At 72.2% G+C, this 22,913-nt stretch carries 22 protein-coding genes; 3 read left to right on the top strand and 19 right to left on the bottom strand.

The window, feature by feature from the left end:
- Nucleotides 1-74 precede the first annotated feature (74 nt).
- The 6 genes from J3P30_RS00175 to pgsA form a co-directional block, all read right to left on the bottom strand.
- Entirely contained in the window at nt 75-704 is a 630-nt protein-coding gene (locus J3P30_RS00175; protein ID WP_210478775.1) for a regulatory protein RecX, read from the bottom strand.
- 2 nt (nt 705-706) lie between these two features.
- A complete protein-coding gene (recA, locus tag J3P30_RS00180) occupies nt 707-1,786 on the bottom strand; it encodes a recombinase RecA (RefSeq protein WP_210478778.1) in 1,080 nt (359 codons plus the stop codon).
- A 235-nt stretch (nt 1,787-2,021) separates the two neighbouring features.
- Entirely contained in the window at nt 2,022-2,243 is a 222-nt protein-coding gene (locus J3P30_RS00185) for a DUF3046 domain-containing protein (RefSeq protein ID WP_210478780.1), read from the bottom strand.
- 86 nt (nt 2,244-2,329) lie between these two features.
- Nucleotides 2,330-2,653, bottom strand: a complete 324-nt coding sequence (locus J3P30_RS00190; RefSeq protein WP_210478782.1) for a helix-turn-helix domain-containing protein — start codon at nt 2,651-2,653, stop codon at nt 2,330-2,332.
- A 135-nt stretch (nt 2,654-2,788) separates the two neighbouring features.
- Complete coding sequence (locus J3P30_RS00195; protein WP_210478785.1) at nt 2,789-3,259, bottom strand: CinA family protein; 471 nt, start codon at nt 3,257-3,259, stop codon at nt 2,789-2,791.
- A complete protein-coding gene (gene pgsA, locus J3P30_RS00200; RefSeq protein WP_246852797.1) occupies nt 3,256-3,813 on the bottom strand; it encodes a CDP-diacylglycerol--glycerol-3-phosphate 3-phosphatidyltransferase in 558 nt (185 codons plus the stop codon). The genes J3P30_RS00195 and pgsA overlap by 4 nt, the downstream gene beginning before the upstream one ends.
- 354 nt (nt 3,814-4,167) lie before the next feature.
- Between pgsA and J3P30_RS00205 the strand changes: the two genes are divergently transcribed.
- The gene (locus tag J3P30_RS00205) at nt 4,168-4,830 is read left to right on the top strand and encodes a pentapeptide repeat-containing protein (RefSeq protein WP_210478790.1); all 663 of its coding nucleotides are present in this window, start codon (nt 4,168-4,170) and stop codon (nt 4,828-4,830) included.
- A 36-nt stretch (nt 4,831-4,866) separates the two neighbouring features.
- On the opposite strand, the gene J3P30_RS00210 is transcribed toward J3P30_RS00205, so the two are convergent.
- From J3P30_RS00210 to thyX, 6 genes are all read right to left on the bottom strand, one after another.
- On the bottom strand, nt 4,867-7,620 hold the full coding sequence (locus tag J3P30_RS00210; protein WP_210478793.1) for a DNA translocase FtsK: 2,754 nt from the start codon (nt 7,618-7,620) through the stop codon (nt 4,867-4,869).
- A gap of 165 nt (nt 7,621-7,785) precedes the next feature.
- The gene (locus J3P30_RS00215) at nt 7,786-8,277 is read right to left on the bottom strand and encodes a GNAT family N-acetyltransferase (protein ID WP_210478795.1); all 492 of its coding nucleotides are present in this window, start codon (nt 8,275-8,277) and stop codon (nt 7,786-7,788) included.
- 60 nt (nt 8,278-8,337) lie between these two features.
- Entirely contained in the window at nt 8,338-10,014 is a 1,677-nt protein-coding gene (locus J3P30_RS00220) for a ribonuclease J (RefSeq protein WP_210478798.1), read from the bottom strand.
- Between the two features lie 43 nt (nt 10,015-10,057).
- Nucleotides 10,058-11,035: a 4-hydroxy-tetrahydrodipicolinate synthase gene (dapA, locus tag J3P30_RS00225; protein WP_210478801.1), complete on the bottom strand. Its 978-nt coding sequence runs from the start codon at nt 11,033-11,035 to the stop codon at nt 10,058-10,060.
- 139 nt (nt 11,036-11,174) lie between these two features.
- Entirely contained in the window at nt 11,175-12,005 is an 831-nt protein-coding gene (locus J3P30_RS00230; protein WP_307807532.1) for an SDR family oxidoreductase, read from the bottom strand.
- Nucleotides 11,942-12,700, bottom strand: a complete 759-nt coding sequence (gene thyX, locus J3P30_RS00235; protein ID WP_307807332.1) for an FAD-dependent thymidylate synthase — start codon at nt 12,698-12,700, stop codon at nt 11,942-11,944. The genes J3P30_RS00230 and thyX overlap by 64 nt, the downstream gene beginning before the upstream one ends.
- 79 nt (nt 12,701-12,779) lie before the next feature.
- Between thyX and J3P30_RS00240 the strand changes: the two genes are divergently transcribed.
- Nucleotides 12,780-13,808, top strand: a complete 1,029-nt coding sequence (locus J3P30_RS00240) for a TIGR01777 family oxidoreductase (protein WP_210478805.1) — start codon at nt 12,780-12,782, stop codon at nt 13,806-13,808.
- 3 nt (nt 13,809-13,811) lie between these two features.
- On the opposite strand, the gene J3P30_RS00245 is transcribed toward J3P30_RS00240, so the two are convergent.
- The 4 genes from J3P30_RS00245 to J3P30_RS00260 all read right to left on the bottom strand — a co-directional run bounded on the left by J3P30_RS00245 (nt 13,812) and on the right by J3P30_RS00260 (nt 17,311).
- Nucleotides 13,812-14,267, bottom strand: coding sequence for a tetratricopeptide repeat protein (locus J3P30_RS00245; protein WP_374058534.1), 456 nt, complete (start codon nt 14,265-14,267; stop codon nt 13,812-13,814).
- On the bottom strand, nt 14,264-15,091 hold the full coding sequence (gene dapB / locus J3P30_RS00250) for a 4-hydroxy-tetrahydrodipicolinate reductase (RefSeq protein WP_307807333.1): 828 nt from the start codon (nt 15,089-15,091) through the stop codon (nt 14,264-14,266). Before dapB ends, J3P30_RS00245 begins: the two co-directional genes overlap by 4 nt.
- A 233-nt stretch (nt 15,092-15,324) precedes the next feature.
- On the bottom strand, nt 15,325-15,927 hold the full coding sequence (locus tag J3P30_RS00255) for a histidine phosphatase family protein (RefSeq protein WP_210478808.1): 603 nt from the start codon (nt 15,925-15,927) through the stop codon (nt 15,325-15,327).
- A gap of 10 nt (nt 15,928-15,937) precedes the next feature.
- Nucleotides 15,938-17,311: a pitrilysin family protein gene (locus J3P30_RS00260; protein ID WP_210478811.1), complete on the bottom strand. Its 1,374-nt coding sequence runs from the start codon at nt 17,309-17,311 to the stop codon at nt 15,938-15,940.
- A gap of 261 nt (nt 17,312-17,572) precedes the next feature.
- Here J3P30_RS00260 and J3P30_RS00265 point away from each other — a divergent pair, with 261 nt between their 5' ends.
- A complete protein-coding gene (locus J3P30_RS00265) occupies nt 17,573-18,175 on the top strand; it encodes a TetR/AcrR family transcriptional regulator (protein WP_307807334.1) in 603 nt (200 codons plus the stop codon).
- Nucleotides 18,176-18,226: 51 nt separating this feature from the next.
- Here the strand turns inward: J3P30_RS00265 and J3P30_RS00270 are convergent, their stop codons facing one another.
- The 3 genes from J3P30_RS00270 to J3P30_RS00280 all read right to left on the bottom strand — a co-directional run bounded on the left by J3P30_RS00270 (nt 18,227) and on the right by J3P30_RS00280 (nt 22,800).
- Nucleotides 18,227-19,381 carry an aldo/keto reductase gene (locus J3P30_RS00270; protein ID WP_307807335.1) on the bottom strand — a complete coding sequence of 385 codons (1,155 nt, stop codon included), beginning with the start codon at nt 19,379-19,381 and terminating at the stop codon, nt 18,227-18,229.
- Nucleotides 19,382-19,480: 99 nt separating this feature from the next.
- A complete protein-coding gene (locus J3P30_RS00275) occupies nt 19,481-20,413 on the bottom strand; it encodes an aldo/keto reductase (protein WP_210478816.1) in 933 nt (310 codons plus the stop codon).
- A gap of 143 nt (nt 20,414-20,556) precedes the next feature.
- Nucleotides 20,557-22,800, bottom strand: coding sequence for a polyribonucleotide nucleotidyltransferase (locus J3P30_RS00280; RefSeq protein ID WP_210478818.1), 2,244 nt, complete (start codon nt 22,798-22,800; stop codon nt 20,557-20,559).
- Between the last annotated feature and the right edge of the window lie 113 nt (nt 22,801-22,913).

Below are 22,913 nucleotides of genomic sequence, written 5' to 3' on the forward strand. Positions count from 1 at the left end.
GCAAGTGTACGTCGGCGGTCGGCGACGACCGGCCCGGTTCTGCACTCCGGCGGGTCAGGACCGGCGGAGCCGATTCAGTCGTCCGACTCGACGAAGACGACCGAGTTCGCGGACGCGCGGGGCAGCGCGGCGCGGAGGGCGTGCTGCATCACGGAGCCGGAGAACCCGCGGCGCTGCAGGAAGCCCGCGAGACGTCGCCGCGCGGTCTCGGGATCGAGGCCCGACAGCTGGCGTGCGCGCTTCTCGGCGACGGAGACGGCGAGCCGCAGCTCCTCCTCGTCGTCGAAGTCGTCGAGCGCCTCCTCGATGGCGGAGTCGGTCACCCGGCGTCGGCGCAGCTCGGCCACCACGGCGGCGCGGCCCTTGCCCTTGCGCTCCGTCTCGACCCGGACGACCGCCTCGGCGAGCCGCAGGTCGTCGAGGTAGCGACCCTCGGTCAGGCGGGCGATCTCCGCCTCCGCCTCGGCCTCGTCGATGCCCCGCTGCGCGAGCGTGTCCCGCAGCTCGGCCTCGGACATCCCCCGCCGGGTGAGCGCGGCGACGCTCACGTTCTGGGCTCGCCGCGCACGGCGCTCCGCGCTCCGCGCGGGGTGGTTCTCCGAGGGCTCCCCCACCGGCTCCTCAGGAGGCGCGGGCCGGTCGTCCCGCCGGAACAGCGGGACGACCGGAGCCACCCAATCGGCATCGTCCGACCTGGACGGCACGATCAGGCTCCTGCCGCCTTGCGCGCCGCGAGCTTCTGCTCGATCGGCACCGGGCCCGCCGGCGCGGCGGCACCGGTGTCCGGTCCCTTGACCACGCCGAGCTTCACCAGGATCTTCTTCTCGATCTCATTGGCGATGTCGGGGTTGTTCGCGAGGAAGTTGCGGGCGTTCTCCTTGCCCTGCCCGAGCTGGTCGCCGTCGTAGGTGTACCAGGCGCCCGACTTCTTCACGATGTTGTGCTCGACGCCGAAGTCGATGAGGCTGCCCTCGCGGCTGATGCCCACCCCGTAGAGGATGTCGAACTCGGCCTGCTTGAACGGCGGGGCCATCTTGTTCTTGACGACCTTGACCCGGGTCCGGTTGCCCACGGCCTCGGCGCCGTCCTTGAGCGTCTCGATCCGGCGGATGTCGAGCCGGACGGAGGCGTAGAACTTGAGCGCCTTGCCGCCCGCGGTGGTCTCGGGGCTGCCGAAGAAGACGCCGACCTTCTCGCGGAGCTGGTTGATGAAGATGGCCGTGGTCTTCGTCTGGTTGAGGCCACCGGTCAGCTTGCGCAGAGCCTGCGACATGAGGCGGGCCTGGAGGCCGACGTGCGAGTCGCCCATGTCACCCTCGAGCTCGGCGCGCGGGACGAGCGCCGCGACGGAGTCGATGACGATGAGGTCGATCGATCCGCTCCGGACCAGCATGTCGGCGATCTCGAGGGCCTGCTCACCGGTGTCCGGCTGCGACACGAGCAGGGAGTCGATGTCGACGCCGAGCTTCTTCGCGTACTCGGGGTCGAGCGCGTGCTCCGCGTCGATGAACGCGGCGATGCCGCCGTTGCGCTGGGCGTTGGCGATCGCGTGCAGCGTCAGCGTCGTCTTTCCCGAGGACTCCGGGCCGTAGATCTCGACGATGCGGCCCCGCGGGAGTCCGCCGATGCCGAGGGCGACGTCGAGCGCGATGGACCCGGTCGGGATGATCTCGATGGGCGCGCGCTCCTCGGTGCCGAGGCGCATGACGGAGCCCTTGCCGAACTGGCGGTCGATCTGGGCGAGAGCGGTCTCGAGGGCCTTCTCGCGGTCTGCGGGTGATGGCATGGGATCTCCTGAATCATCGAAGGTGGCGGCCTCTAGGCTGTCGCCGCCGCTCCGTCTCCGGAGGGTGTCGACAAGGCTCTGCGGTGTTCTCGCCGGCTGCCTCCGACGGTAGACGGGACCTCCGACATCGCTGCCGGAGACGCTCGGTCCGCGGAGAATCCCCTGCTCGGGCACCTGTGCAGGACACTACGACTCTTCGAAGGTATCTTCGAGAGGCGAGCGGCGTGTCGCCGCCCTACTTCGCGACCGGCCGGCCCCTCCCGTGCCAGCGCTCGCGCGGCACGCCCGTGGCCTTGCACAGGGCCACCCAGACCTCGCCCGGCCGGTAGCCGTCGGCGAGGGCCTGCTCGGCCGTCCTCTCGCCGAGCTCGCCCATCACGAGCTCGCGGACGAGGGCGCGCCCGTACGCGTCGCCGAACTCCTCGGCGACCGCGATCCGGAACTCGCTCAGCCGCACCCGGTCACGCTACCAATCGCCGGCCCAGCCCCGGAAACGGCGAACGCCCCGCCGGAGCGGGGCGTTCGACGAGTGCGGGTGCGCTGTCAGCGGGCGACGAGATCCGCGGGGCCCAGGTCCTTCGCGAACGAGTTCGTGAAGTCGGCGGGGACGGTGTCGGGGATGACGTCGATGCCTTCGAGGACGGCGAGCCGGTCGCCGACCTCACGCATGATGACCGAGATGGGGGTGTCGAGCGCCTCGGCGACCGACGCGAGGATCTCGGAGGAGGCCTCCTTCTGGCCGCGCTCCACCTCGCTCAGGTACCCGAGGGCGACGCTCGCCTTGCTGGCCACCTGCCGGAGGGTGCGTCCCTTCTGCAGACGGAAGTCGCGCAGAACGTCGCCAAGCTCCTGACGAACTAGAACCACTGTCCCTCCCTACTGTGAGATGCCTCGTGATTGCGGATGGTTGGGGCACGATACCCCGGACGTGCCTCAAACCCTACTGAGGCGCGTTGAGTGTTGCTTGTGAGCACGAAAGATGTAACCCTCGCGAAACCTGCGCTATTCCGCCTCAAGTACGCCGGCGGCCATCGCGAGGAGGCGGTCGACGGTCGCTCCGCGGATGCCGCTCCGGTCGCCGTCCAGGTCGAGACGCTCGACGGAGAACCCGCCCGGACCCGCCACCGCGACGTACACCTCGCCCGGCTGGTGGCCGTCCTGGGGGTCGGGACCCGCCGCCCCCGTGGTGGCCAGCCCGACGTCCGCGCGGCAGAGGTCGCAGACGCCCTCCGCCATCTGCCGCGCCACCTCGGGGTGGATCGGTCCGTGCTCGGCGAGCAGCTCGCCGTCGACACCCAGGAGGGAGCGCTTGAGGTCGGTGGAGTAGGCCACGACTCCGCCTCGGAAGACCGCGGACGCGCCCGCCACGGACACGATCGCGTCGGCCAGCCTGCCGCCCGTCAGCGACTCGGCCACGGCCAGCGTGAGGCCACGACGCTGCAGCTCGGCCAGCAGCGCGGCGGCGCCGCTCACCGGCGCCGGTTCCGCGAGTAGGCCTGCCAGAGGTAGTCGATGCCCGTGAGGACGGTGAGCGCGACCGCGAGGACGAGCAGGCTCACGCCGAGCCCGAGCACCCACGGCACCGCCTCGGGGAAGCCCAGCTGAGACACGAGCGCCGGGAGGGGCGCGAGCAGCACCGAGATCGCGACGGACTGGACGACGGTCTTGAGCTTGCCGCCGCGCGACGCCGGGACGACGCGGTCGCGCAGGACGCTGAAGCGGAAGACCGTGATGCCGATCTCGCGCACGAGGATGAGGATCGTGACCCACCAGGGCACCTCGCCGAGGACCGACAGCGTGATCAGCGCGCCGCCGGTGAGGACCTTGTCGGCGATCGGATCGAGGAGGATCCCCACGTTCGTGACGAGGTTCCGCCGCCGCGCGAGCAGGCCGTCCACACCGTCGGTCGCGATGCCCACGACGAAGAGCGCCGTGGCGACCCAGCGGAGCACACCGCCCTCGCCGTTGTCGGCCAGCAGCAGCCAGATGAAGACGGGTGCGAAGAGGATGCGCACCACGGTGATCAGATTGGCGACGTTCCCGTCGCTCGCCTTGGTGTCGCCGTGCTGGACGACGCGTCCCCGGGCTCGCTCGACGACCTTCGCCTGTCCGCGCGCGTAGCTCGCCCGAGCCCGCTCCTGGGCTCGGCGTGCGGTGGCCCGCGCCGTGCCGGCCCGGCCGCCTTCGTTCCGCGTCACCCGAACTCCCCTGTCCCGGGCCGCGTCGGCATCGGCACGGCCGCCAGGAGTTCCGGCGGCAGGACCCGAGGTCGTTCCAGCGTAATCGAGGATCGGCGAGTCGACCGGGCAGGGCCTCGCCCCCGTGATCCCCCGTCCGCCGAGCCATGCCGGAGGCCAGGATGGGACCGGGAAGGGGACACGATGGTCCGCAGGGCGCGAGGCGGCGAGAGCCCGCGCATCGATCCGCTCCGGCTGCCGGAGCTCGAGGAGGCCGACCCCGCCGAGGTGGTCGCCGGCGCCTACCGGGAGACGGAGCGCCTCGCGGGCGCCGACCTCAGCGGGCGCCCCCTCCAGCGCCTCGTCGTCGACTCGTGCGAGTGGGACGACGTGACGGTCGCGGACGCCGACCTCACCGACGCCCGTTTCGCGGAGAGCCTGCTGCGGCGGGTCTCCGCGCCCGTCCTCCGCGCCGCCGGCACCGAGTGGCGGGACGTGGTGCTCGAGCACTCGCGGATCGGCTCGGCGGAGCTGCGCGAGGCGGAGTGGCGCTCGGTGCGGCTCACCGGCTGCAAGCTCGGCTACGTCGGGCTCCGGGGTGCCCGCCTCACCGACGTCCTCATCGAGGACTGCGTCATCGACGAGCTCGACCTGGGCGGGGCCGACGCGACCCGGATCGCCGTCGCGGGCACGACCGTCACGACTCTCGACGTCACCGCCGCCCGGCTCCGCTCGGTGGACCTCCGCGGCCTCGAGCTGTCGGCGCTGCGCGGCATCGAGTCGCTGCGCGGCGTCCGGGTCACGACCGAGCAGCTGGCGCAGCTCGCCCCGCTCCTCGCGGCCGAGCACGGCATCGACGTGGACTGAACGCGAGGTGCTCCGTTCGCGGCCGTGCTCCGCCGCTCAGTCGCGTCCGGTGAGGCCCCAGGCGTCCTCGGAATCGGACGCGTCGACGACCTCGTAGCCGGCGAACTGGTCCTCCACCGCGTCGAGAGGCATCTGCACCGAGGCCGGTGCGGCGCCGCCCTCCTCGCCGCGCAGCTTCGCGAGGACGCCGGGGAGCTGCTCGGCCGTGATGAGCACGTCGCGCGCCTTCGAGCCCTCGGACGGGCCGACGATCTCGCGGGACTCGAGCAGGTCCATGAGCCGGCCGGCCTTCGCGAAGCCCACGCGGAGCTTCCGCTGCAGCATCGAGGTCGACCCGAACTGCGTCGTCACGACGAGCTCGGCGGCCTGCAGCAGGAGGTCGAGGTCATCGCCGATGTCGGCGTCGATCTCCTTCTTCTCGGTGACCGCGGCGACGTCCGACCGGTACTCGGGCCGGCCCTGGAGCGTGCAGTGCTCGACGACCTTCGCGATCTCCGCCTCGGTCACCCAGGCGCCCTGCACGCGGATCGCCTTCGATGCGCCCATGGGCAGGAAGAGCCCGTCGCCCTGGCCGATCAGCTTGTCCGCCCCGGGCTGGTCGAGGATGACGCGGGAGTCGGTGACGCTCGTCACGGCGAACGCCAGGCGGGAGGGCACGTTCGCCTTGATGAGGCCCGTGACGACGTTGACGCTCGGCCGCTGCGTGGCGAGCACGAGGTGGATGCCGGACGCGCGCGCGAGCTGGGTGATGCGCACGATCGAGTCCTCGACGTCGCGCGGCGCGACCATCATGAGGTCCGCGAGCTCGTCGACGACCACCAGCAGGTACGGGTACGGCTTGAGGACGCGCTCGCTCCCGGCGGGGAGGATGATCTCGTTCGCGATGACGGCCGCGTTGAAGTCGTCGATGTGCTTGAACCCGAACGACGCGAGGTCGTCGTAGCGCATGTCCATCTCCTTCACGACCCACTGCAGCGCCTCGGCGGCCTTCTTGGGGTTCGTGATGATGGGCGTGATGAGGTGCGGCACACCGGCGTAGGCCGTTAGCTCGACCCGCTTCGGATCGACGAGGACCATGCGCACCTCGGACGGCGTCGCGCGCATGAGCAGGGACGTGATCATCGAGTTGACGAAGCTTGACTTCCCGGACCCGGTGGAGCCGGCGACGAGCAGGTGCGGCATCTTCGCGAGGTTCGCGACGACGAATCCGCCCTCGACGTCCTTGCCCACGCCGATCGTCAGCGGATGCTTGCTCTTCGCCGCGTTCGGGGAGCGCAGCACGTCCGCGAGGGCGACGGTCTCGCGGTCCGGGTTCGGGATCTCGACGCCGATCGCGCTCTTTCCGGGGATCGGCGACAGGATGCGCACCTCGTTCGAGGCGACCGCGTACGCGATGTTCTTCTCGAGCGCGATGACCTTCTCGACCTTGACGCCCGTGCCGAGCTCGACCTCGTAGCGCGTGACCGTGGGACCGCGGGAGAAGCCGGTGACCCTCGCGTCGACCGAGAACTGGGTGAGCACGCCGGTGATGGCGGCCACGACCTGGTCGTTGGCCTCGGAGCGCTTCTTGGCGGGCGGGCCTGGGGTGAGTAGGGACGCGGGCGGCAGGCGGTAGGGCCCGGCCGGGATCGGCGTCGCGAAGTCGGGCTCGGCGTCCGCCTCTGCGGCAGCAGGCTCCGCGGCCGGCACGATCGCGGGCGACTCGGCGGCGGCGACGGGGACGGCGGGCAGGATCTCGGTCGCGTTCGCGGACGGGGCGGGGCCGCTGTCCACACGGAGCATGTCCTCGAGCAGCTCGATGCCGAAGTCCGCGCTCTCGTCGGGCGGCTGGACCGCTCCGGGCGCCGGACCGGACGGCGGCGGGACGAGGTCGAGGACGTCGGTGAACGACTGCTCGACGATCGGGGTGTCGAAGGCGCGCTCGGCCTCCCGCTTCCCCTTGTTCCGGCGCCACCACGGCAGGCTCTCGGGATCGACGTCCTCCGCGGACTCGAGGCCGAAGTCCTCGAGCGAGTTCGTGAGCGTCGCGTCCTTGCCCGTCTTGCGGTTCTTCGCCGGGACCGGCTCCTCGGGCGTCTCCGCCCCGAAGAGGTACGCGTAGAGCTGGCGCAGCCGATCGCCGACGTGGTTCGGAGGCGTCTTCGTGATGATGAACAGCGACAGGACCGCGAGCAGGGCCAGGACGAGGGTCGCCCCGACCGGCGTGATGAGCCAGGCGAGCGGGGCGCCGATGAGCCACCCGAAGACCCCGCCGCCGAGCGCGATCGCGTCGACGCCGTCCCGGGGCGCCGGCGTCCCGGCCCAGAGGTAGCAGATGCCGGACACCGAGATGAGGAGGATGGCGAGACCGATGCCGATCCGGCCGTTGTCCTCCACCGAGCTCGGATGCCGGAACAGCCAGATCGCGAAGACGAAGAGGACGACGGGCAGCGCGAACGCGACGCGGCCGAACAGGCCGCCGAACGTCCAGGCGTCGAGCGTCATGGCGATGGGGTCGCCGACGAAGAACCACTCGACGATCGCCCCGACGACGGCGAGCACGAACAGCAGGAACGGGATCCCGTCCCTGCGCTCCTCCTTCGCGAGCTTCTCCGGCCCGAGCGCGCGGACCGCGGCCCCTGTCGCGTGTGCGAGGCCCATCCAGGCCTTCGCGAGCAGCCCCTGCTCCTCCTGGACGACCGGGTACTTCTTGGTCCGCTGGGTGGACGTGGATCGGCTGCGCGGCTTCGTGCCCGTGCTGCGGGCGGCCGTCGTGCGGGCACGGCTCGTCGTCCTCGGGCCTCCAGCCATGCGGACCACCATACGTCCGGCCTGCGACGGGCGGACGGGTGACACGCGAGCGGCGGGCGCGCCGCGTCCCGAGCGGATGCTCAGAGTCGGGGCTCCTCGGGACGAAGTCGGGCCTGTGTCTCACCTCCCGGACGCCCGCAGAGGAAGGAGGCGGAGGGCGCCCGCCTAGAGGAAGGTCCGCACCATCACATCGGCGTCCGCGCGCTGCTCCACCGTGACGAAGCCCTCGCTGAGGTACAGCCGCTGGGCGAAGTTGCCGCGCTGGACGCTGAGGCTGATCCTGGTGTGGCCGTCCGCCTCGGCCCGGCGCACGAGGTGCTGCAGGATGCTCCGTCCCACGCCCTGCGCACGCCACACCGGCCGGACTCCGAGGATCAGCTCGGGGACTCCGGACGCGACGAAGCCGAGTCCCGGCCGGTCGGCGGAGAAGACGCGGTACCAGCCCGCCGCGACCGGCTCCCCCGTGGCGTCCTCCGCGACGAACCCCGCGTCGCCCGGCCGCTGCCAGCCGGCGATGTACCGCCGGCGCACCGGATCGGCGAGCACGGACACCCGCGGCGAGGTGCGGTCGGGATCCCAGTTCGCGGCCTCGACCAGTGCCTCGGTGAGCGCGAGCGAGTCCGCCGGCCTCGCCTCACGGATCCGGTAGCCCGCCATGCCTGGTGATTGTGGCACGGGAGGGCCGCTCCTGACCCGTCCTCGCGGCTCGGGGGCGCCTCAGCCTTCGATGACGATGGGGACGATCATCGGGCGCCGGCGGTGCTGCGTGTTCACCCAGCGGCCCACGGTCCGGCGGACGACCTGCGACAGCGCGTGGATGTCACGGGTCCCGTTCTCCGCGGCCTCCAGCAGGGCCCGGCGCACCTTCGGGATGACGTCGTCGAAGACGGCGTCGTCCTCGGCGAAGCCGCGGGCGTGCACGTGCGGACCGGCGATGATCCGGCCGGTGAGGGTGTCGACGACCGCGAAGATCGAGATGAACCCCTCCTCGGCGAGGATGCGGCGGTCCTTGAGGTCCGCCTCGCTGATCTCGCCCACCGACGACCCGTCCACGTAGACGTGCCCGAGGTCGAGCTGCCCCACGACGCGGGCGACGCCGTTCCGGAGGTCGACCACCGTGCCGTTCTCGGCGACGATCGTGTTCGCCTCCGGGACGCCGGAGGCGATCGCGAGCTGCGCGTTGGCGACGAGGTGGCGGTGCTCGCCGTGCACCGGCATCGCGTTCCGCGGCTTCAGGATGTTGTAGCAGTAGAGCAGCTCCCCGGCCGACGCATGCCCGGACACGTGCACCTTCGCGTTGCTCTTGTGCACGACGTTGGCGCCGAGCTTCGTGAGCCCGTTGATGACGCGGTAGACGGCGTTCTCGTTGCCCGGGATCAGGCTCGAGGCGAGGATGACCGTGTCGCCCTGCCCGATCTCGATCTGGTGCTCCAGGTTCGCCATCCGCGCGAGCACCGCCATCGGCTCGCCCTGGGAGCCGGTGGACATGTACACGATGCGGTCGTCCGGCAGGTCGGCGGCCTTCTTGGCGTCGATCAGGAGGTTGTCCGGGACGCGGAGGTAGCCGAGCTGCTCGGCGATCCCCATGTTCCGGACCATGCTGCGGCCGATCAGGGCCACCTTGCGGCCGTGGGCGACAGCCGCGTCGAGGACCTGCTGGACGCGGTGCACGTGGCTCGAGAAGCTCGCGACGATGACCCGCCGGGGCGCGGACCCGATCACCTGGCTCAGGACGGGCCCGATGTCCCGCTCGAGCGGCGTGAACCCGGGGACGTCGGCGTTGGTGGAGTCGGCGAGGAACAGGTCGACGCCCTGCTCGCCGAGGCGGGCGAACGCGCGGAGGTCCGTGAGCCGTCCGTCGAGCGGCAGCTGGTCCATCTTGAAGTCGCCGGTGTGCAGCACGCGGCCCGCGGGCGTCGTGATGGCGACCGCGAGCGCGTCGGGGATCGAGTGGTTCACCGCGACGAACTCGAGTGAGAACGGGCCGAGCTCCTCGGTCTGCCCCTCCTTCACCGTGAGGCTGTAGGGGCTGATCCGGTGCTCCTTGAGCTTCGCCTCGACGAGACCGAGGGTGAGCGCGGACCCGATCAGCGGGATGTCCGGCTTGAGGCGCAGGAGGTACGGCACCGCGCCGATGTGGTCCTCGTGCCCGTGCGTGAGCACGATCCCGAGGATGTCGTCGAGCCGGTCCCGGACGGGAGCGAAGTCGGGCAGGATCAGGTCCACGCCCGGCTGGTCGACATCGGGGAAGAGCACACCGGCGTCGACGATGAGCAGCTGCCCGCCGAACTCGAACACGGTCATGTTGCGGCCGACCTCGCCGACTCCGCCCAGGGGGATCACCCGGAGGGTCCCGGATTCGAGGGTCGGCGGCTCGGACACCTGCTCCTGCATGGAACTCCTTCTGCGATGGGCCGCTGACGGCGACCCGAACGGCTCAGCGGGTCGTGCCCGCGACCTTGGGCAGCGCTCCGCCGGCCGCGGCGTTGCGGTCCGGTCGGAAGTTCTTCGTGCTCACACCGGGGACGTCCTTCACGAGGGCGATCTCGTCCTCGATCTGGGCGGCCTCCCACTCCTCCGGGCCGACGAGCGGAAGCCGGACCCGGGGCGAGCCGATGCGGCCGAGGCCGTGGAGGATGTACTTGGTCGCCACGGTGCCGGGCACGTGGGTCATCACGGCGCGCACGAGCGGCTCGAGCGCCTTGTGCGCCGCGGTGGCGGTGTGCAGGTCGCCGCGGTTCACGGCGTCGACCATGGTGCGGTACGGGCCGGACGCGATGTTGGCCGTCACGCCGATGAGGCCGACGCCCCCGATCGCGAGGGTGGGGAGGGCGTTGGCGTCGTCGCCCGCGAAGTAGATGAGGTCCGTCTGGTTGAGCACCCGGCTGACCTCGCTCAGGTCGCCCTTGGCGTCCTTCACGGCCAGGATGTTCGGGTGCTTCGCGGCCCGGAGGATGGTCTCGTAGCGGATCGGGACTCCCGTGCGGCCCGGGATGTCGTAGAGGATCACGGGCAGGTCGGTGGCGTCGGCGACCATCCGGAAATGGGTGAGGATCCCCGCCTGCGTGGGCTTGTTGTAGTACGGCGTGACGACCATGACGGCGTCCGCTCCGACGCGCTCGCTCTTCCGGTAGAGCTCGATGGCGTGGGCGGTCTCGTTCGAGCCGCCGCCCTGGATGATCTTCGCGCGGCCCCCCGCGACGTCCTTGCCGACCTCGACCAGGCGGACCTTCTCGGGGTCCGTCAACGTGCTGGTCTCCCCGGTGGTGCCGCTCACGACGATCCCGTCGGCGCCCGCCTCGATGACGTCGTTCATGTGCTTCTCGACGCCGGGCCAGTCCACTTCGCCGTCGGAGGTGAACGGGGTGACCAGGGCGACGAGCACCTGGCCGAAGGGGTTGTCCTGCGACTGCACGCCCCCAGGCTACCGGGCGCGCTCGCCGCGGCTCCTCCCGCCCGCCTCTCGTGGCATACCGTGCCCGAGTCGCAAGGGATCGTGCGTGCTGCATCCGTCTGCGGGTGCAACACGCCCGGGCGGCTGCGGTTCCGCCGGGTCAGCGGGCGCGGAGGGCGCCCGTCGCGGCGAGGCGGGCGGGCAGGATCCGCGCCAGGGCGGTCAGCGCCTTGTAGCGGAGGGACGGGATCGCGACGGCACGACCTCGATCGGCGGCGCGCAGCGCGGCGGCCACGACCGGCGCGGGGCGCAGCCACAGGACGGACGGGACCGAGGACGTCCGGACCTGCATGCGGTCGTGGAACTCGGTGCGCACGAAGCCCGGAGCCACGGCCGTCACCGTGACGCCCCGGCTCCGGTAGGTGAGGTTCGCCCAGCGGCTGAAGGAGACCACCCACGCCTTCGCCGCGCCGTACGTGCCGCGCGGGGTGAAGGCGGCGACGCTCGCGATGTTGAGGATCGTGCCGGAGCGCCGCGGCAGCATCGCGGCCAGGGCGGCGTGGCTGAGCCGCATCGGCGCGGTCACGAGGACGTCGAGGAACGCCTGCTCGGCCTCGACGGGGTTCTGCTCGAACTGCTCGCGCAGCCCGTAGCCGGCGTTGTTCACGAGCACCGTGATGGGCCGATCGGGATCCGCCAGCCGGCGCTCGACCGCGGCGAGCTGGTCGCGGTCGGCGAGGTCGGCGGGCAGCGCCTCGGCCTCGACGCCGTACGCCGAGCGCAGCTGGGCCGCGAGCTCCTCGAGTCGCTCCCGGTCGCGGGCGACGAGCACGACGGACAGGCCGCGCCGGGCGAGCTGGCGGGCGAACTCCGCGCCGAGGCCCGCCGTGGCGCCGGTGACGAGCGCCCAGCCCGCGGTCCGGTCGCTCAGGGGGCGACCCTCCCGTTGGCGTCGAACGCGGCGGCGGTCATCGGCATGAGCGGCTTCCAGAGGTCCTCCATGCGCTCGGCGACCATCTCGATCTCCCGCTGCGGGAAGGACGGGAACTTCGCGTCGTCCCGCTTCGTCCGGAGGGAGAGGAAGTTCATGAGCGACCGGGCGTTCATGGTCACGTACATGGACGAGTAGAGGCTGAGGGGCAGGACGATGCGCGCCACCTCGCGGGCGACGCCGGCGGCGAGCATCCGCTGGTAGGCCTCGTACGCCTGCGTGGCCGCGGCCTTCGCCTCCTCCTGCACGAGGTCGCTGAGCTCCGGTGCGCCGGCGATGAACTCGTAGGCGCCGGGGCGCCCGACCTGGACGAGATTGCGCTCGCGAGCCGGGACGTAGAACACGGGACGGAGCTCGCGGTAGCGGCCCGACTCCTCGTTGTAGGACGCGATCCGGTGCCGCTGGAACTCGCGGAACACGAACAGCGGCGCCTGGACGTAGAAGGTCATCGAGTTGTGCTCGAACGGCGTGCCGTGCCGGTCGCGCATCAGGTAGTTGATGAGGCCCTTGTCGCGCTTCTCCGAGGCGTCCTCGCCGGACTGGGCGGCGTCCAGCGTCTTCTCCCCCTGCGTGGACACCCGCGCGGCGAACACGACGTCGGAGTCCTGGGCGCTCGAGCGGACCAGCTCGACGGTCACGTCGCTGCGGAACTCGATGGCGGTGGTCTGGGCGTTCTGCGTCTCGGTCTCGGCCACGCCCTTCACCCTACGGGCCCGACCCCCGGCCGGCGCGGACCTGGCCGCCGTTCCGGGGTCGCGGCTTAGGCTGACCCTCATGGCGGCTCCGAAGCGCACCCCGGTCCCTTCCGCACGACGCACGCCCGCCCCGAAGCCGACCCCGCCCGCGAAGCCGGTCGTCCCGCAGAAGCCGACGGCCGCGCCGAAGGCCGCCCCCAGAGCGGTCACGCGGGACAGCAAGCTCCGCGTCCTCATCTCGGGTGCGAGCGGCATGATCGGCACCGAGGTGCAGCGCCAGCTGAAGGACGCGGGGCACACCGTGCTCACGCTCGTGCGCCGGGCGCCCGCCGCGCCGACCGAGTACACCTGGTCCCCCGACGCGAAGATCCTCGACTTCCGCCTCCTCGAGGACGTCGACGCGGTGATCAACCTGTCCGGGGCCGCGCTCAGCCGCATCCCGTGGACGCCCGGGTGGAAGCGCGCGCTCCGCAGCTCCCGCATCAACGCCACGCGGGCACTGGTCGAGGCGATGGAGATGGCGGGACGGCCCCCGGCCGTGTTCCTCAGCGCGAGCGCGGTCGGCTTCTACGGGAGCCGCCCGGGTGAACGGCTCACCGAGGAGTCACCGCGGGGGACGGGGTTCCTCGCGGATCTCGTGGCCGACTGGGAGGCCGCGGCATCCCTCGCCCCCGACGCGACGCGCACGGTGCTGCTGCGCACCGGCGTCGTCGTGGGTCCGGGCGGGGCGATGGCGCCCCTGCGCCTGCAGACGAAGCTCGGGCTCGGCGGGCCGCTCGGGAGCGGAAGGCAGCACTGGCCGTGGATCAGCCTCCACGACGAGGCGGCGGCGATCGTGCACCTGCTGACGTCGACGCTGTCCGGGCCGGTGAACCTCACGGGGCCCGAGCCCGCCACGGCCGCGCAGATCGGGGCCCGGCTCGCCAAGGACCTGAACCGCCCGTTCGCGATCCCGGCGCCCGAGCCGATCCTCAAGCTCGCACTCCAGGACGTGGCCCGCGAGCTCCTGCTCGCGGACCAGCAGGTCGTGCCGGTCCGGCTCCAGGCCGACGGCTTCTCCTTCCGCCACCCGACGAGCGACGCGGCCGTCGACGCCTACGCCCGCTGACGCCTACGGCCGCTGACGCCGCTCGAGCGCGATCGCCTGCCGCACCGCCTGACGCGCCCGCCGTCGGTCGCCCGCCTCGTCGTAGGCGACGCCGAGCCGGAACCACGCGCGCCAGTCCTCGGGCGAGCGCTCCACCGCCTCCTTGAAGCGCGGGAACCGCGCGTCTGCGGCGGCGCGCTCGGCGCGTCCGCTCGGCAGTCTCGGCACGCTCTCCTCGGTCCCGTCGTCCTGCAGGCGCTCCGCGAGCCGCTGGGCCCGGATCCCGAACAGCAGCTCGCGGGCGAGCCCCCACGCCCCGAGCACCGGCAGGACGGCGAGGGCGATGCCGATCGCGACGGCGACCGGCTCGCCGCTGAGCACGAACAGCACGGCCTGCTGCCCCGCGACGAACAGGTAGAGCACGAGCAGCGCGGCCATGAGGCCGACGCCGAGGAGCGTCCGGAGCCGGGGTGCGCTCACGCGGTGGTCGCGGCGGCCGCCTGACCGGAGGGCTCGCCGTCCGCGGGCGGCCGCGCCGCCGTCCCGTCACGCGGCGGGGCCAGCCGGAGGTCGAGCAGGGAGTCGAGTCCGACCGTGACGCCCTCGAGGTCGCGCGCCGCGCGGAGGGCGAGCAGGATCCCGCTCTCGTACGCGCTCGGCGAGAGCGTCTCGTGGCTGATCGTCAGCACCTCGCCGTCGCCGCCGAAGAGGACGTCCTGCTTCGCGACCACGCCGGACAGCCGGAGCGAGTGGACGGGGACGCTCGCCACCTGCTGGCCCCTCGCCCGCTGGTCCGCGTGGGGCGCGGACACGGGTCCGAGGTCCGCACGGGCCGCCCCGATCAGCTCGGCGGTCCGCACGGCGGTTCCGGACGGGGAGTCGACCTTCCGGGCGTGGTGGGCCTCGAGGATCTCGATGGAGTCGAAGAAGCGCGCCGCCATCGCGGCGAAGGAGGTGGCGAGGACCGAGCCGACCGAGAAGTTGGGGACGATGAGCACCCCGGTGCCGGGTGCGGCGGCGACCCGGCGCCGCAGCGCCTCGATCCGCTCGCCCGTCCACCCCGACGTCCCGACCAGGGCCCGCATGCCGTGCGCGACCGCGAAGTCGACGACCTTGGGCGACACGTGCGGGAGCGTGAAGTCGACCACGAGGTCCGCGTCCGTCATGGCGTCGAGCGGGGTGCGCGAGTCCAGTCGGGCGACGACCTCGAACCCCTCGGCGGCCTCGATCAGCCGGTCCGCGAGCGATCCCATCCGGCCCGTGGCCCCGGCGATCGCCACACGGGTCGTCGGGGCGCTCTGCACGGCTCAACCCTAGCAACGGTGCCGTTGCGGCAGCCCGGGCCGGCCCGGCTCGGCCCGTTGCGGGTTCCTCGTGGTTGCGCGGATCAGGAGTTCCGTCCCGACACGCCGTCCCGGGTCCTGATCCGCGCTCGAAATCCGCCGGACGTCCTGATCCGCGCAGGATCTCCTGATCCGCGCAAGGACCCGGAACGTGAGCGGCGGAGGAGGCAGCCCCAACGCGGCCGCGCCGCAGGCTAGAAGGGCTGCGGCTCCGGCAGGCCCGTGCGCAGCTCGACGGGGAGGTGTGCGAGGTCGTTGTGCGCGACCAGCACGGGCGGCTTCGTCGAGCGGACCCGGATGATCGTCAGCCCGCAGTTCGCCTGGTTGACGCCGAGCCAGCGCCACTCCGGGGCGTCGAAGACGTGCCGGACGAACCAGGCGATGACGAAGTTGTGGGTGATCAGCAGGTCGTGCCGCTCGCCGCGCGCCGGCGCGAACCACTCGTCGATCGCGTCGGCCATCTGAGCCCGGCCCGCCTCGATCTCGGCCTCGGTGACCGAGTGGAACCAGGAGTCGAAGGCGCGCGGCATGTCGGGCGTCGGTCCGCAGGGGACGCAGTCGAACAGCAGAGCCGACGGCTGCGGGTCGAGGGCGGGGAGGACCTCCCCGAACACCTGGGCCGTCTCCTCCGCCCGCCGCAGCGGCGAGTGCCACGCTCCCGTGAACGGGACGCCGCTCAGGCGCTGGGCGATCAGCTCCGCCTGGCGCCTGCCCCGCGCGGACAGCGGACCGTCCGGCATGCCGTGCTCGGCGTCCTGCTGCTCGCCATGCCGGACGAGGTAGAGGTAGTGAGACAACCGTTGCCCTTCATGCTGGTGTCGTGGCTCGCGCCGCCTCGGAGGGCGGCTCGAGGATCCCGTCGAGGTCCGCCGGCTCGGCGACGCCGACGGCGGTGATCGAGCGGGGGCGCGCCACCAGTTCGGCGGCCAGCGCCTGCACGTCCTGTGCGGCGACCCCCTCGAAGCGGCGGATCTGCTCGTCCAGGTCGACGAACTCGCCGTTGCCGAGCTCGGCCCGGCCGAGGCGGGACATCCGCACGTCCGAGTCCTCGAGCGCGAGAGCCGACGAGCCGGAGAGCTGGCCGATCGCCCGCCGCAGCTCCTCGGCGGTGATGCCCCGGTCGGCGAGACCCTCGAACTCGCCGAGCATCAGCTCGCCGACGGCGGCGGCGTTCTGCGGTGCCGTGGCCGCGTAGAGCCCGAACAGACCTGCGTCGGAGAACGAGGACGCGAAGGAGTAGACGGCGTACGCGAGGCCGCGCCGCTCCCGCACCTCCTGGAACAGCCGCGACGACATCCCGCCGCCGAGCACCGCGTTGAGCACGGCGAGGGCGTACCGGCGGTCGTCGTCGGCGACGAGGGCCGGAACGCCGACGAGGAGGTGCGTCTGCTCGAGGGGCCGCTCGACGATCGAGAGCGCCGCGCCCCGCACCAGCTCCGCGGGATCGGCGGGGCGGCGCTGCTCGGGGGGCGCGTCAGCCGAGAGGTCCCACCCGGCGTCCTCCAGGGCCCGCACGACGGACCGGACGAGCTCGTCGTGGTCCACTCCCCCGGCGGCCGTGACGACGAGGCTGGACGGCCGATAGCAGGCGCGGTAGTGCGCGGCCACGCCGTCCCGGGTCGCGTTGCCGATCGTGACGGGGTTCCCCCCGATCGGCCGGCCCAGCGGATGATGCCCGAGCACGGCCTCGAAGAACCGCTCGTTCGCGACATCGGCGGGGTCGTCCTCCGCCATCGCGAGCTCCTCGAGGATGACTCCGCGCTCGAGCTCGAACTCTCCGGGGTCGAGGGTGGATGCGGCGACCATGTCGGCGAGCACGTCGACCGCCATGCCGAGGTCGCGGCTGCGGACCTTGGCGTAGTAGCAGGTGTACTCCTTGGCGGTCACCGCGTTGTGCTCGCCGCCCACGGCGTCGAACGCCACCGCGATGTCGAGGGCGCTGCGGCGCGGGGTGCCCTTGAACAGGAGGTGCTCGAGGAAGTGCGTCGACCCGAGCGCGTCGGCCGCCTCGTCCCGGGATCCGACCGGCACCCAGAAGCCCACGGTGGCGCTCGCCGCCCCGGCCACCTGCTCGGAGAGGACCCGGACGCCCGACGGCAGGATGCTGCGCCGGACCCGCGAGTCGGGGAGGGAGAGGGAGAGCTCCGGCACGTCGAGAGGAAGAGCGACCGCGCCTGACATCGCTCCCAGCCTATGTCACCCGCGCTGGGGGTCCCGCCCGCAGTCACCCGAACTGGGGTGGGTCGAAATGAGGACAAACAGACTTGTCTGTCCCCACGTCCTGCTAAGTTCGTGCTCGCGATCCTCCCCCCGGGATCGCCAGGGCCCCCCACCCTGGATCGTCGGATCGTCCGGTTCCCCCAAGCCGTGCGGTCCCCGCCGCCGAGGCCGTGCCCGGCGGCAGACGGCCGCGCCCCCACGCGGCCAGAAGAAGGAGACGCCGTGGCGGCTGACACCCCCACCCCAGCCGCCCGGCGTCCCTCCGCCGCCAAGGTGCGCCTCCTCGAGGTCGCCGACGAGCTCTTCTACGCGGAGGGCATCAACACCGTCGGCATCGATCGGATCATCGCCGAGGCCGGCGTGACGAAGGCGACCTTCTACAAGCAGTACGGCTCGAAGGACAAGCTGATCCTCGAGTACATCGCCGGACGGGACCGCCAGGTCCGCGAGTCGATGACCGACCTCGCCCGCTCGGGCCCCGACGCCGCCGCAACGCTCCGGGCGCTCGTCGACACGATCATCGCCGACACCAGCCGGCTGGACTTCCGCGGCTGCCCCTTCCTCAACGCGGCGGCCGAGTTCCCCGACCCGGGGCACCCCGTGCGGCGGGCGATCGTCGCCCACCGCGACTGGTTCACGACCTTCCTCGAGGGCCTGCTCGAGCGCATCGGGCATCCGGCTCCCGGCGCCGCCGCGGACGAGATCTACCTCCTCCGTGACGGTGCGATGTCCGGCGGCTACGCGGGCGACCCGATCGCCGCGACGTCGGCGCTCACGCGCGCGGCCGCCCGGGTCCTCGCCGAGGCGTCCCACCCCTCGGACTGACGAGGCCGCGCCCGACGCTGACCACCGAAGCTCGCTGGTCGAGCGTGGCGCTCAGTGCTCCGACGCGCGGTCGAGGGCCGCGACCTGGGAACGCGTGAGGTGGATCCTCGCGGCGGCGACCAGGTCGGCCACCTGGTCCGGTCGGCTCGCGCTTGCGATCGGCGCCGTCACGAGCGGCTTGGTCAGCAGCCAGGCGAGGGCGATCGTCGCCGGTGCGACCCCGTGCTGGGCCGCGACGTCGTCGAGGGCGGCGAGGACGCGGAAGCCGCGCTTGTTCGCGTACTGCTCCACCGAGGCTGCGCGCGAGTGGGCGTCCGACAGGCGGGAGCCCCGGGACCGGTACTTGCCCGTCAGGAAGCCCCCGCCGAGCGGCGAGTGGGCCAGCACGGCCAGCCCCTGCGCCTTGGCGACCGGGAAGATGCGCTGCTCGAACTCCTCGCGGTGCACGAGGCTGTACCGGGCCTGGATCCCGGCGAAGCGCGGAAGCATCAGCTGCCCGGCCGTGATGCGGGCCTCCATGAGGCGCTCGGGCGAGAAGTTGGAGGAGGCCAGGTAGCGGACCTTGCCGCTGCGCAGCAGGGAGTCCGCCGCCGTGAGGCTCTCCTCGAGCGGCACCGCGGGGTCGTCCATGTGGAAGTACAGGAGGTCCACCGCGTCGACGCCCAGCCGGGTGAGCGATCCCTCGGCCGCGCGCACGATGCTGTGCGCCGACAGTCCCGGGTTGTCGGGGCTGCGGGAGACCTTGGTGGACAGGACGATCCGGTCGCGGTTGCGCCGGGACTTGAGCCAGGCCCCGATCAGGGTCTCGCTGCGGCCGGCCGCGTACGAGTCCGCCGTGTCGACGGCGTTGCCGCCCGCGGCGGTGTAGGCGTCGAGGATGGCGGGGACCGCGTCCGCGCTCGCCGTCCAGCCGAAGGTGCTGGCTCCGAGGACGACGGGGAAGACCGCGAGGTCCGTGTCGCCGATGCGCCGCGGCCGCCAGCGCGGCGCGGGCTCGTCGAGCAGCGGACCGGTCTCGGTCGCGGCCATGGCGGCGAGGGTGCCGGCGACGACGGCCATCGCGTCGCCGACGGCCGGCTCGACCTCGCGCACCTCGATGCGTGCGGGCGGGGCGGGCGCCGCAGCGCCACTGCCCGGAAGGGGCGCGGACTCGAGGGGCCAGTCCCAGAGGGGGACCTGCTCGTAGACGGGACGGTGCTCGCTCACCAGCCCTCCGTCCCCCAGCAGATGCGGGCGCTCGCGCCCGCTCCCAGCCCGATTCTACGCGGGGCCGCCGCGCGCGTCGCCGAGAGGGTCACCCCCCGTTCAGGCGGTCACCTTGTCGAGCAGGGCGAGCTGATGGCGGCTCAGCGTGAGCTCCACGGACGGCAGCAGGTCGAGCAGCTGGGGGCCGTCCTTCGCGCGGACCACCGCGGCGGCCACCCCCGGCCGGCTGAGGACCCAGGCGATCGCGATGCGGCCGATGTTCTCGCCCACCTCGTGCGAGATCGTCTCGAGCGTCTCGAGCACCTTGTTCCCCTTGCGTCCGACGTACCGGAGCGCGGCCGCGAACATGGGGGAGCTCGGCAGATCGTCCCTCGTTCGGAAGTCGCCGCGGAGGTAGCCGCTGGCCAGCGGGAGCCGCGCGATCGCGCCGAGCGACTCGCTCTCGACGACGGGCGCGAGCTCGGTCTCGTAGCGGCGCCGCTCCATGAGGTTGTACTCCGAGAACACGGCCTCGGGGGCGGGCAGCCCCAGCGTCCGGGCGATGCGGCGGGCTTCGATGAGCCGCGCCCCTGTGTAGTCGGACACGGACAGATGGCGCACGCGACCGGCCGCCATGAGCTCGGCGATGGCGGTCAGGCTCTCCTCGAGGGGCGTCTCCGGGTGGTCGCCGTCGAAGGACAGCAGGTCCACGTACTCGGTGCGCAGCCGCTCGAGCGACGCGTCCACCGCGGCCCGGATGCTGGCAGCACTGAGGCCCGGGGCGTCGGGATGGCGGCCGATCTTCGTGGCGACCACGACGTCCTCGCGCCGAGGATGCCGGGCGAGCCATGCGCCGATCATGACCTCGCTGCGCCCGCCCGCGTAGTGGTCTGCGGTGCTAATCAGCGTGCCGCCCGCGGCATGGAACTCGTCGAGCACCTCGATCGCGGCATCGAAGCCGGCCGTCCAGCCGAATACGGAGCCGTCGATGCCGTAGGGGAACACGCCGACGCCGGTCCGGCCGATCTGGCGACGCAGCGGCGTCGGAGCCACCTGGCCCATCTCGCTCCCTCCGACGGGTCGAGTTTATGGGCTCCGGGGTGCACCGCCCCCGTCGCGGCGCCCCCTTGCATTGCGCCGCGAAATGACGGAAGCCCGCCCCGCTGCTGCGGGACGGGCTTCCGGTGAGAATCGGATCAGATGACGGCGGCGGGCTCCGCCTCGGCCGTCTCCTCGACCACCGGGCTCAGCGACAGCTTGCCCCGATCGTCGATCTTCGTGATCTCGACCTGGATCTTCTGACCGACGCCGAGGACGTCCTCGACGTTCTCGACCCGCTTGCCGCCCGCGAGCTTGCGCACCTCGGAGATGTGCAGCAGGCCGTCGCGGCCGGGCAGGAGCGAGACGAACGCGCCGAAGGCGGCGAGCTTCACGACCGTGCCGAGGAACCGCTCCCCCACCTCGGGGTTGTGCGGGTTCGCGATCGCGTTGACCGCCTGGCGGGCAGCCTCGGCCGAGTCCCCGTCGGTGGCGCCGATGTAGACGGTGCCGTCCTCCTCGATCGAGATCTCGGCGCCGGTGTCGTCCTGAATCTGGTTGATCGTCTTGCCCTTGGGGCCGATCAGCTCGCCGATCTTGTCGACCGGGATCTGGACGCTGATGACGCGCGGCGCGGTCGGCGCCATCTCGTCGGGAGCGTCGATCGCCGCGTTCATGACCGAGAGGATCGCGACGCGGGCCTCCTTCGCCTGCTTCAGCGCGCCGTCGAGGACGGACGAGGGCAGACCGGAGAGCTTGGTGTCGAGCTGGATCGCGGTGACGAACTCGCTCGTGCCGGCGACCTTGAAGTCCATGTCGCCGAGCGCGTCCTCGGCGCCCAGGATGTCGGTGAGCGCCGCGTAGCGGGTCTCACCGTCGACCGTGTCGGACACGAGACCCATCGCGATGCCGGCGACCGGGGCGCGCAGGGGCACTCCGGCGTTGAGCAGCGCCAGGGTCGACGCGCAGACCGAGCCCATCGACGTCGAGCCGTTGGAGCCGAGCGCCTCGGACACCTGGCGGATCGCGTAGGGGAACTCGTCCCGCGAGGGCAGCACCGGCACGAGGGCGCGCTCGGCGAGGAAGCCGTGCCCGATCTCGCGGCGCTTCGGCGACCCGACGCGGCCGGTCTCACCGGTCGAGTAGGGCGGGAAGTTGTAGTGGTGCAGGTAGCGCTTGCTGGTGACGGGCGACAGCGAGTCGATCTGCTGCTCCATCTTGAGCATGTTCAGCGTGGTGACGCCCAGGATCTGGGTCTCGCCGCGCTGGAAGATCGCCGAGCCGTGCACGCGCGGGATGACCGCGACCTCGGCGTCGAGCGGGCGGATGTCCTTCAGGCCACGGCCGTCGATGCGGACGCCGTCCCGGAGGATCCGGCCGCGGACGACCTTCTTCGTGACGGCCTTGTACGCGGCGCTGAACTGGGCGGCCACCTCGGCGGGCAGCTCGCCCGACTCGACCTTGGCGGCGACCTGGGCACGGACGCGCTCCTTGAGGGCGTCGTCGGCGTTGTTGCGCTCGGTCTTGTCGGCGATCTGGTAGATCGAGGTGAGCTCCTCCTCCGCCGCCGCCGCGACGGCCTCGAGGGCCGCGTCGCTGTAGGGCAGGAAGACGGGGTACTCGCGGACCTCCTTCGCCGCCTGGGCGGCGAGCGAGGCCTGGGCCTCGACCAGCTGGCGGAGGAACGGCTTCGCGGCCTCGAGGCCCTGCGCGACGACGTCCTCGCTCGGCTTGGTCGCGCCGCCCTGGATCAGGCCCCAGCTGGCCTCGGTCGCCTCGGCCTCGACCATCATGATCGCGACGTCCTCGTTGCCCCGCGCGTCGGTGACCACGCGACCCGCGACCGTGAGGTCGAAGACGGCGCGCTCGAGCTGCGAGTGCTTGGGGAAGGCGACCCACTGGTCGTCGATGAAGGCGAGGCGGATGCCCGCGATGGGTCCGTCGAACGGCACGCCGGAGAGCTGGCTCGACATGCTCGCCGCGTTGATGGCGAGGGCGTCGTAGAACTCGTCGGGCGCGATCGAGAGAACGGTGATGACGATCTGCACCTCGTTGCGGAGGCCGTCGACGAACGACGGGCGCAGCGGGCGGTCGATCAGGCGGCAGACGAGGATCGCCTCCGTGGAGGGGCGGCCCTCGCGACGGAAGAACGAGCCGGGGATCTTGCCGGCGGCGTAGGAGCGCTCCTCGACGTCGACGGTCAGCGGGAAGAAGTCGAACTGCTCCTTCGGCTGCTTGCTGATGCTCGTGGCCGAGAGGAGCATCGTCTCCTCGTCGAGGTACGCGACAGCGGACCCCTGCGCCTGCTGGGCGAGGCGGCCGGTCTCGAACCGGATGGTGCGGGTGCCGAACTTGCCGTTGTCGAGAACGGCCTCGGCGAACTTGATCTCTGGACCTTCCAAGAGGTCTGTCTCCTTCCAAGGATGGGAAGGAGCAGATGGTGTGGCAGGAAGGAGCGTGGCAAGCCCGGTAGCGGGCTTCTGGTCATCAGTAGAAGGCCGCCGTGCGGTCCGCA

Origin of the sequence: Naasia sp. SYSU D00948, from assembly GCF_017916515.1 — a bacterium.
GTDB lineage: Bacteria > Actinomycetota > Actinomycetes > Actinomycetales > Microbacteriaceae > Naasia.

Bases quoted from the DNA above. Each gene is read 5' to 3' on its own strand.
- recA (WP_210478778.1), bottom strand. From the start codon at position 1,786: ATGCCATCACCCGCAGACCGCGAGAAGGCCCTCGAGACCGCTCTCGCC.
- J3P30_RS00205 (WP_210478790.1), top strand. From the start codon at position 4,168: ATGGTCCGCAGGGCGCGAGGCGGCGAGAGCCCGCGCATCGATCCGCTC.
- J3P30_RS00210 (WP_210478793.1), bottom strand. From the start codon at position 7,620: ATGGCTGGAGGCCCGAGGACGACGAGCCGTGCCCGCACGACGGCCGCC.
- J3P30_RS00215 (WP_210478795.1), bottom strand. From the start codon at position 8,277: ATGGCGGGCTACCGGATCCGTGAGGCGAGGCCGGCGGACTCGCTCGCG.
- J3P30_RS00220 (WP_210478798.1), bottom strand. From the start codon at position 10,014: ATGCAGGAGCAGGTGTCCGAGCCGCCGACCCTCGAATCCGGGACCCTC.
- J3P30_RS00240 (WP_210478805.1), top strand. From the start codon at position 12,780: ATGGCGGCTCCGAAGCGCACCCCGGTCCCTTCCGCACGACGCACGCCC.
- J3P30_RS00260 (WP_210478811.1), bottom strand. From the start codon at position 17,311: ATGTCAGGCGCGGTCGCTCTTCCTCTCGACGTGCCGGAGCTCTCCCTC.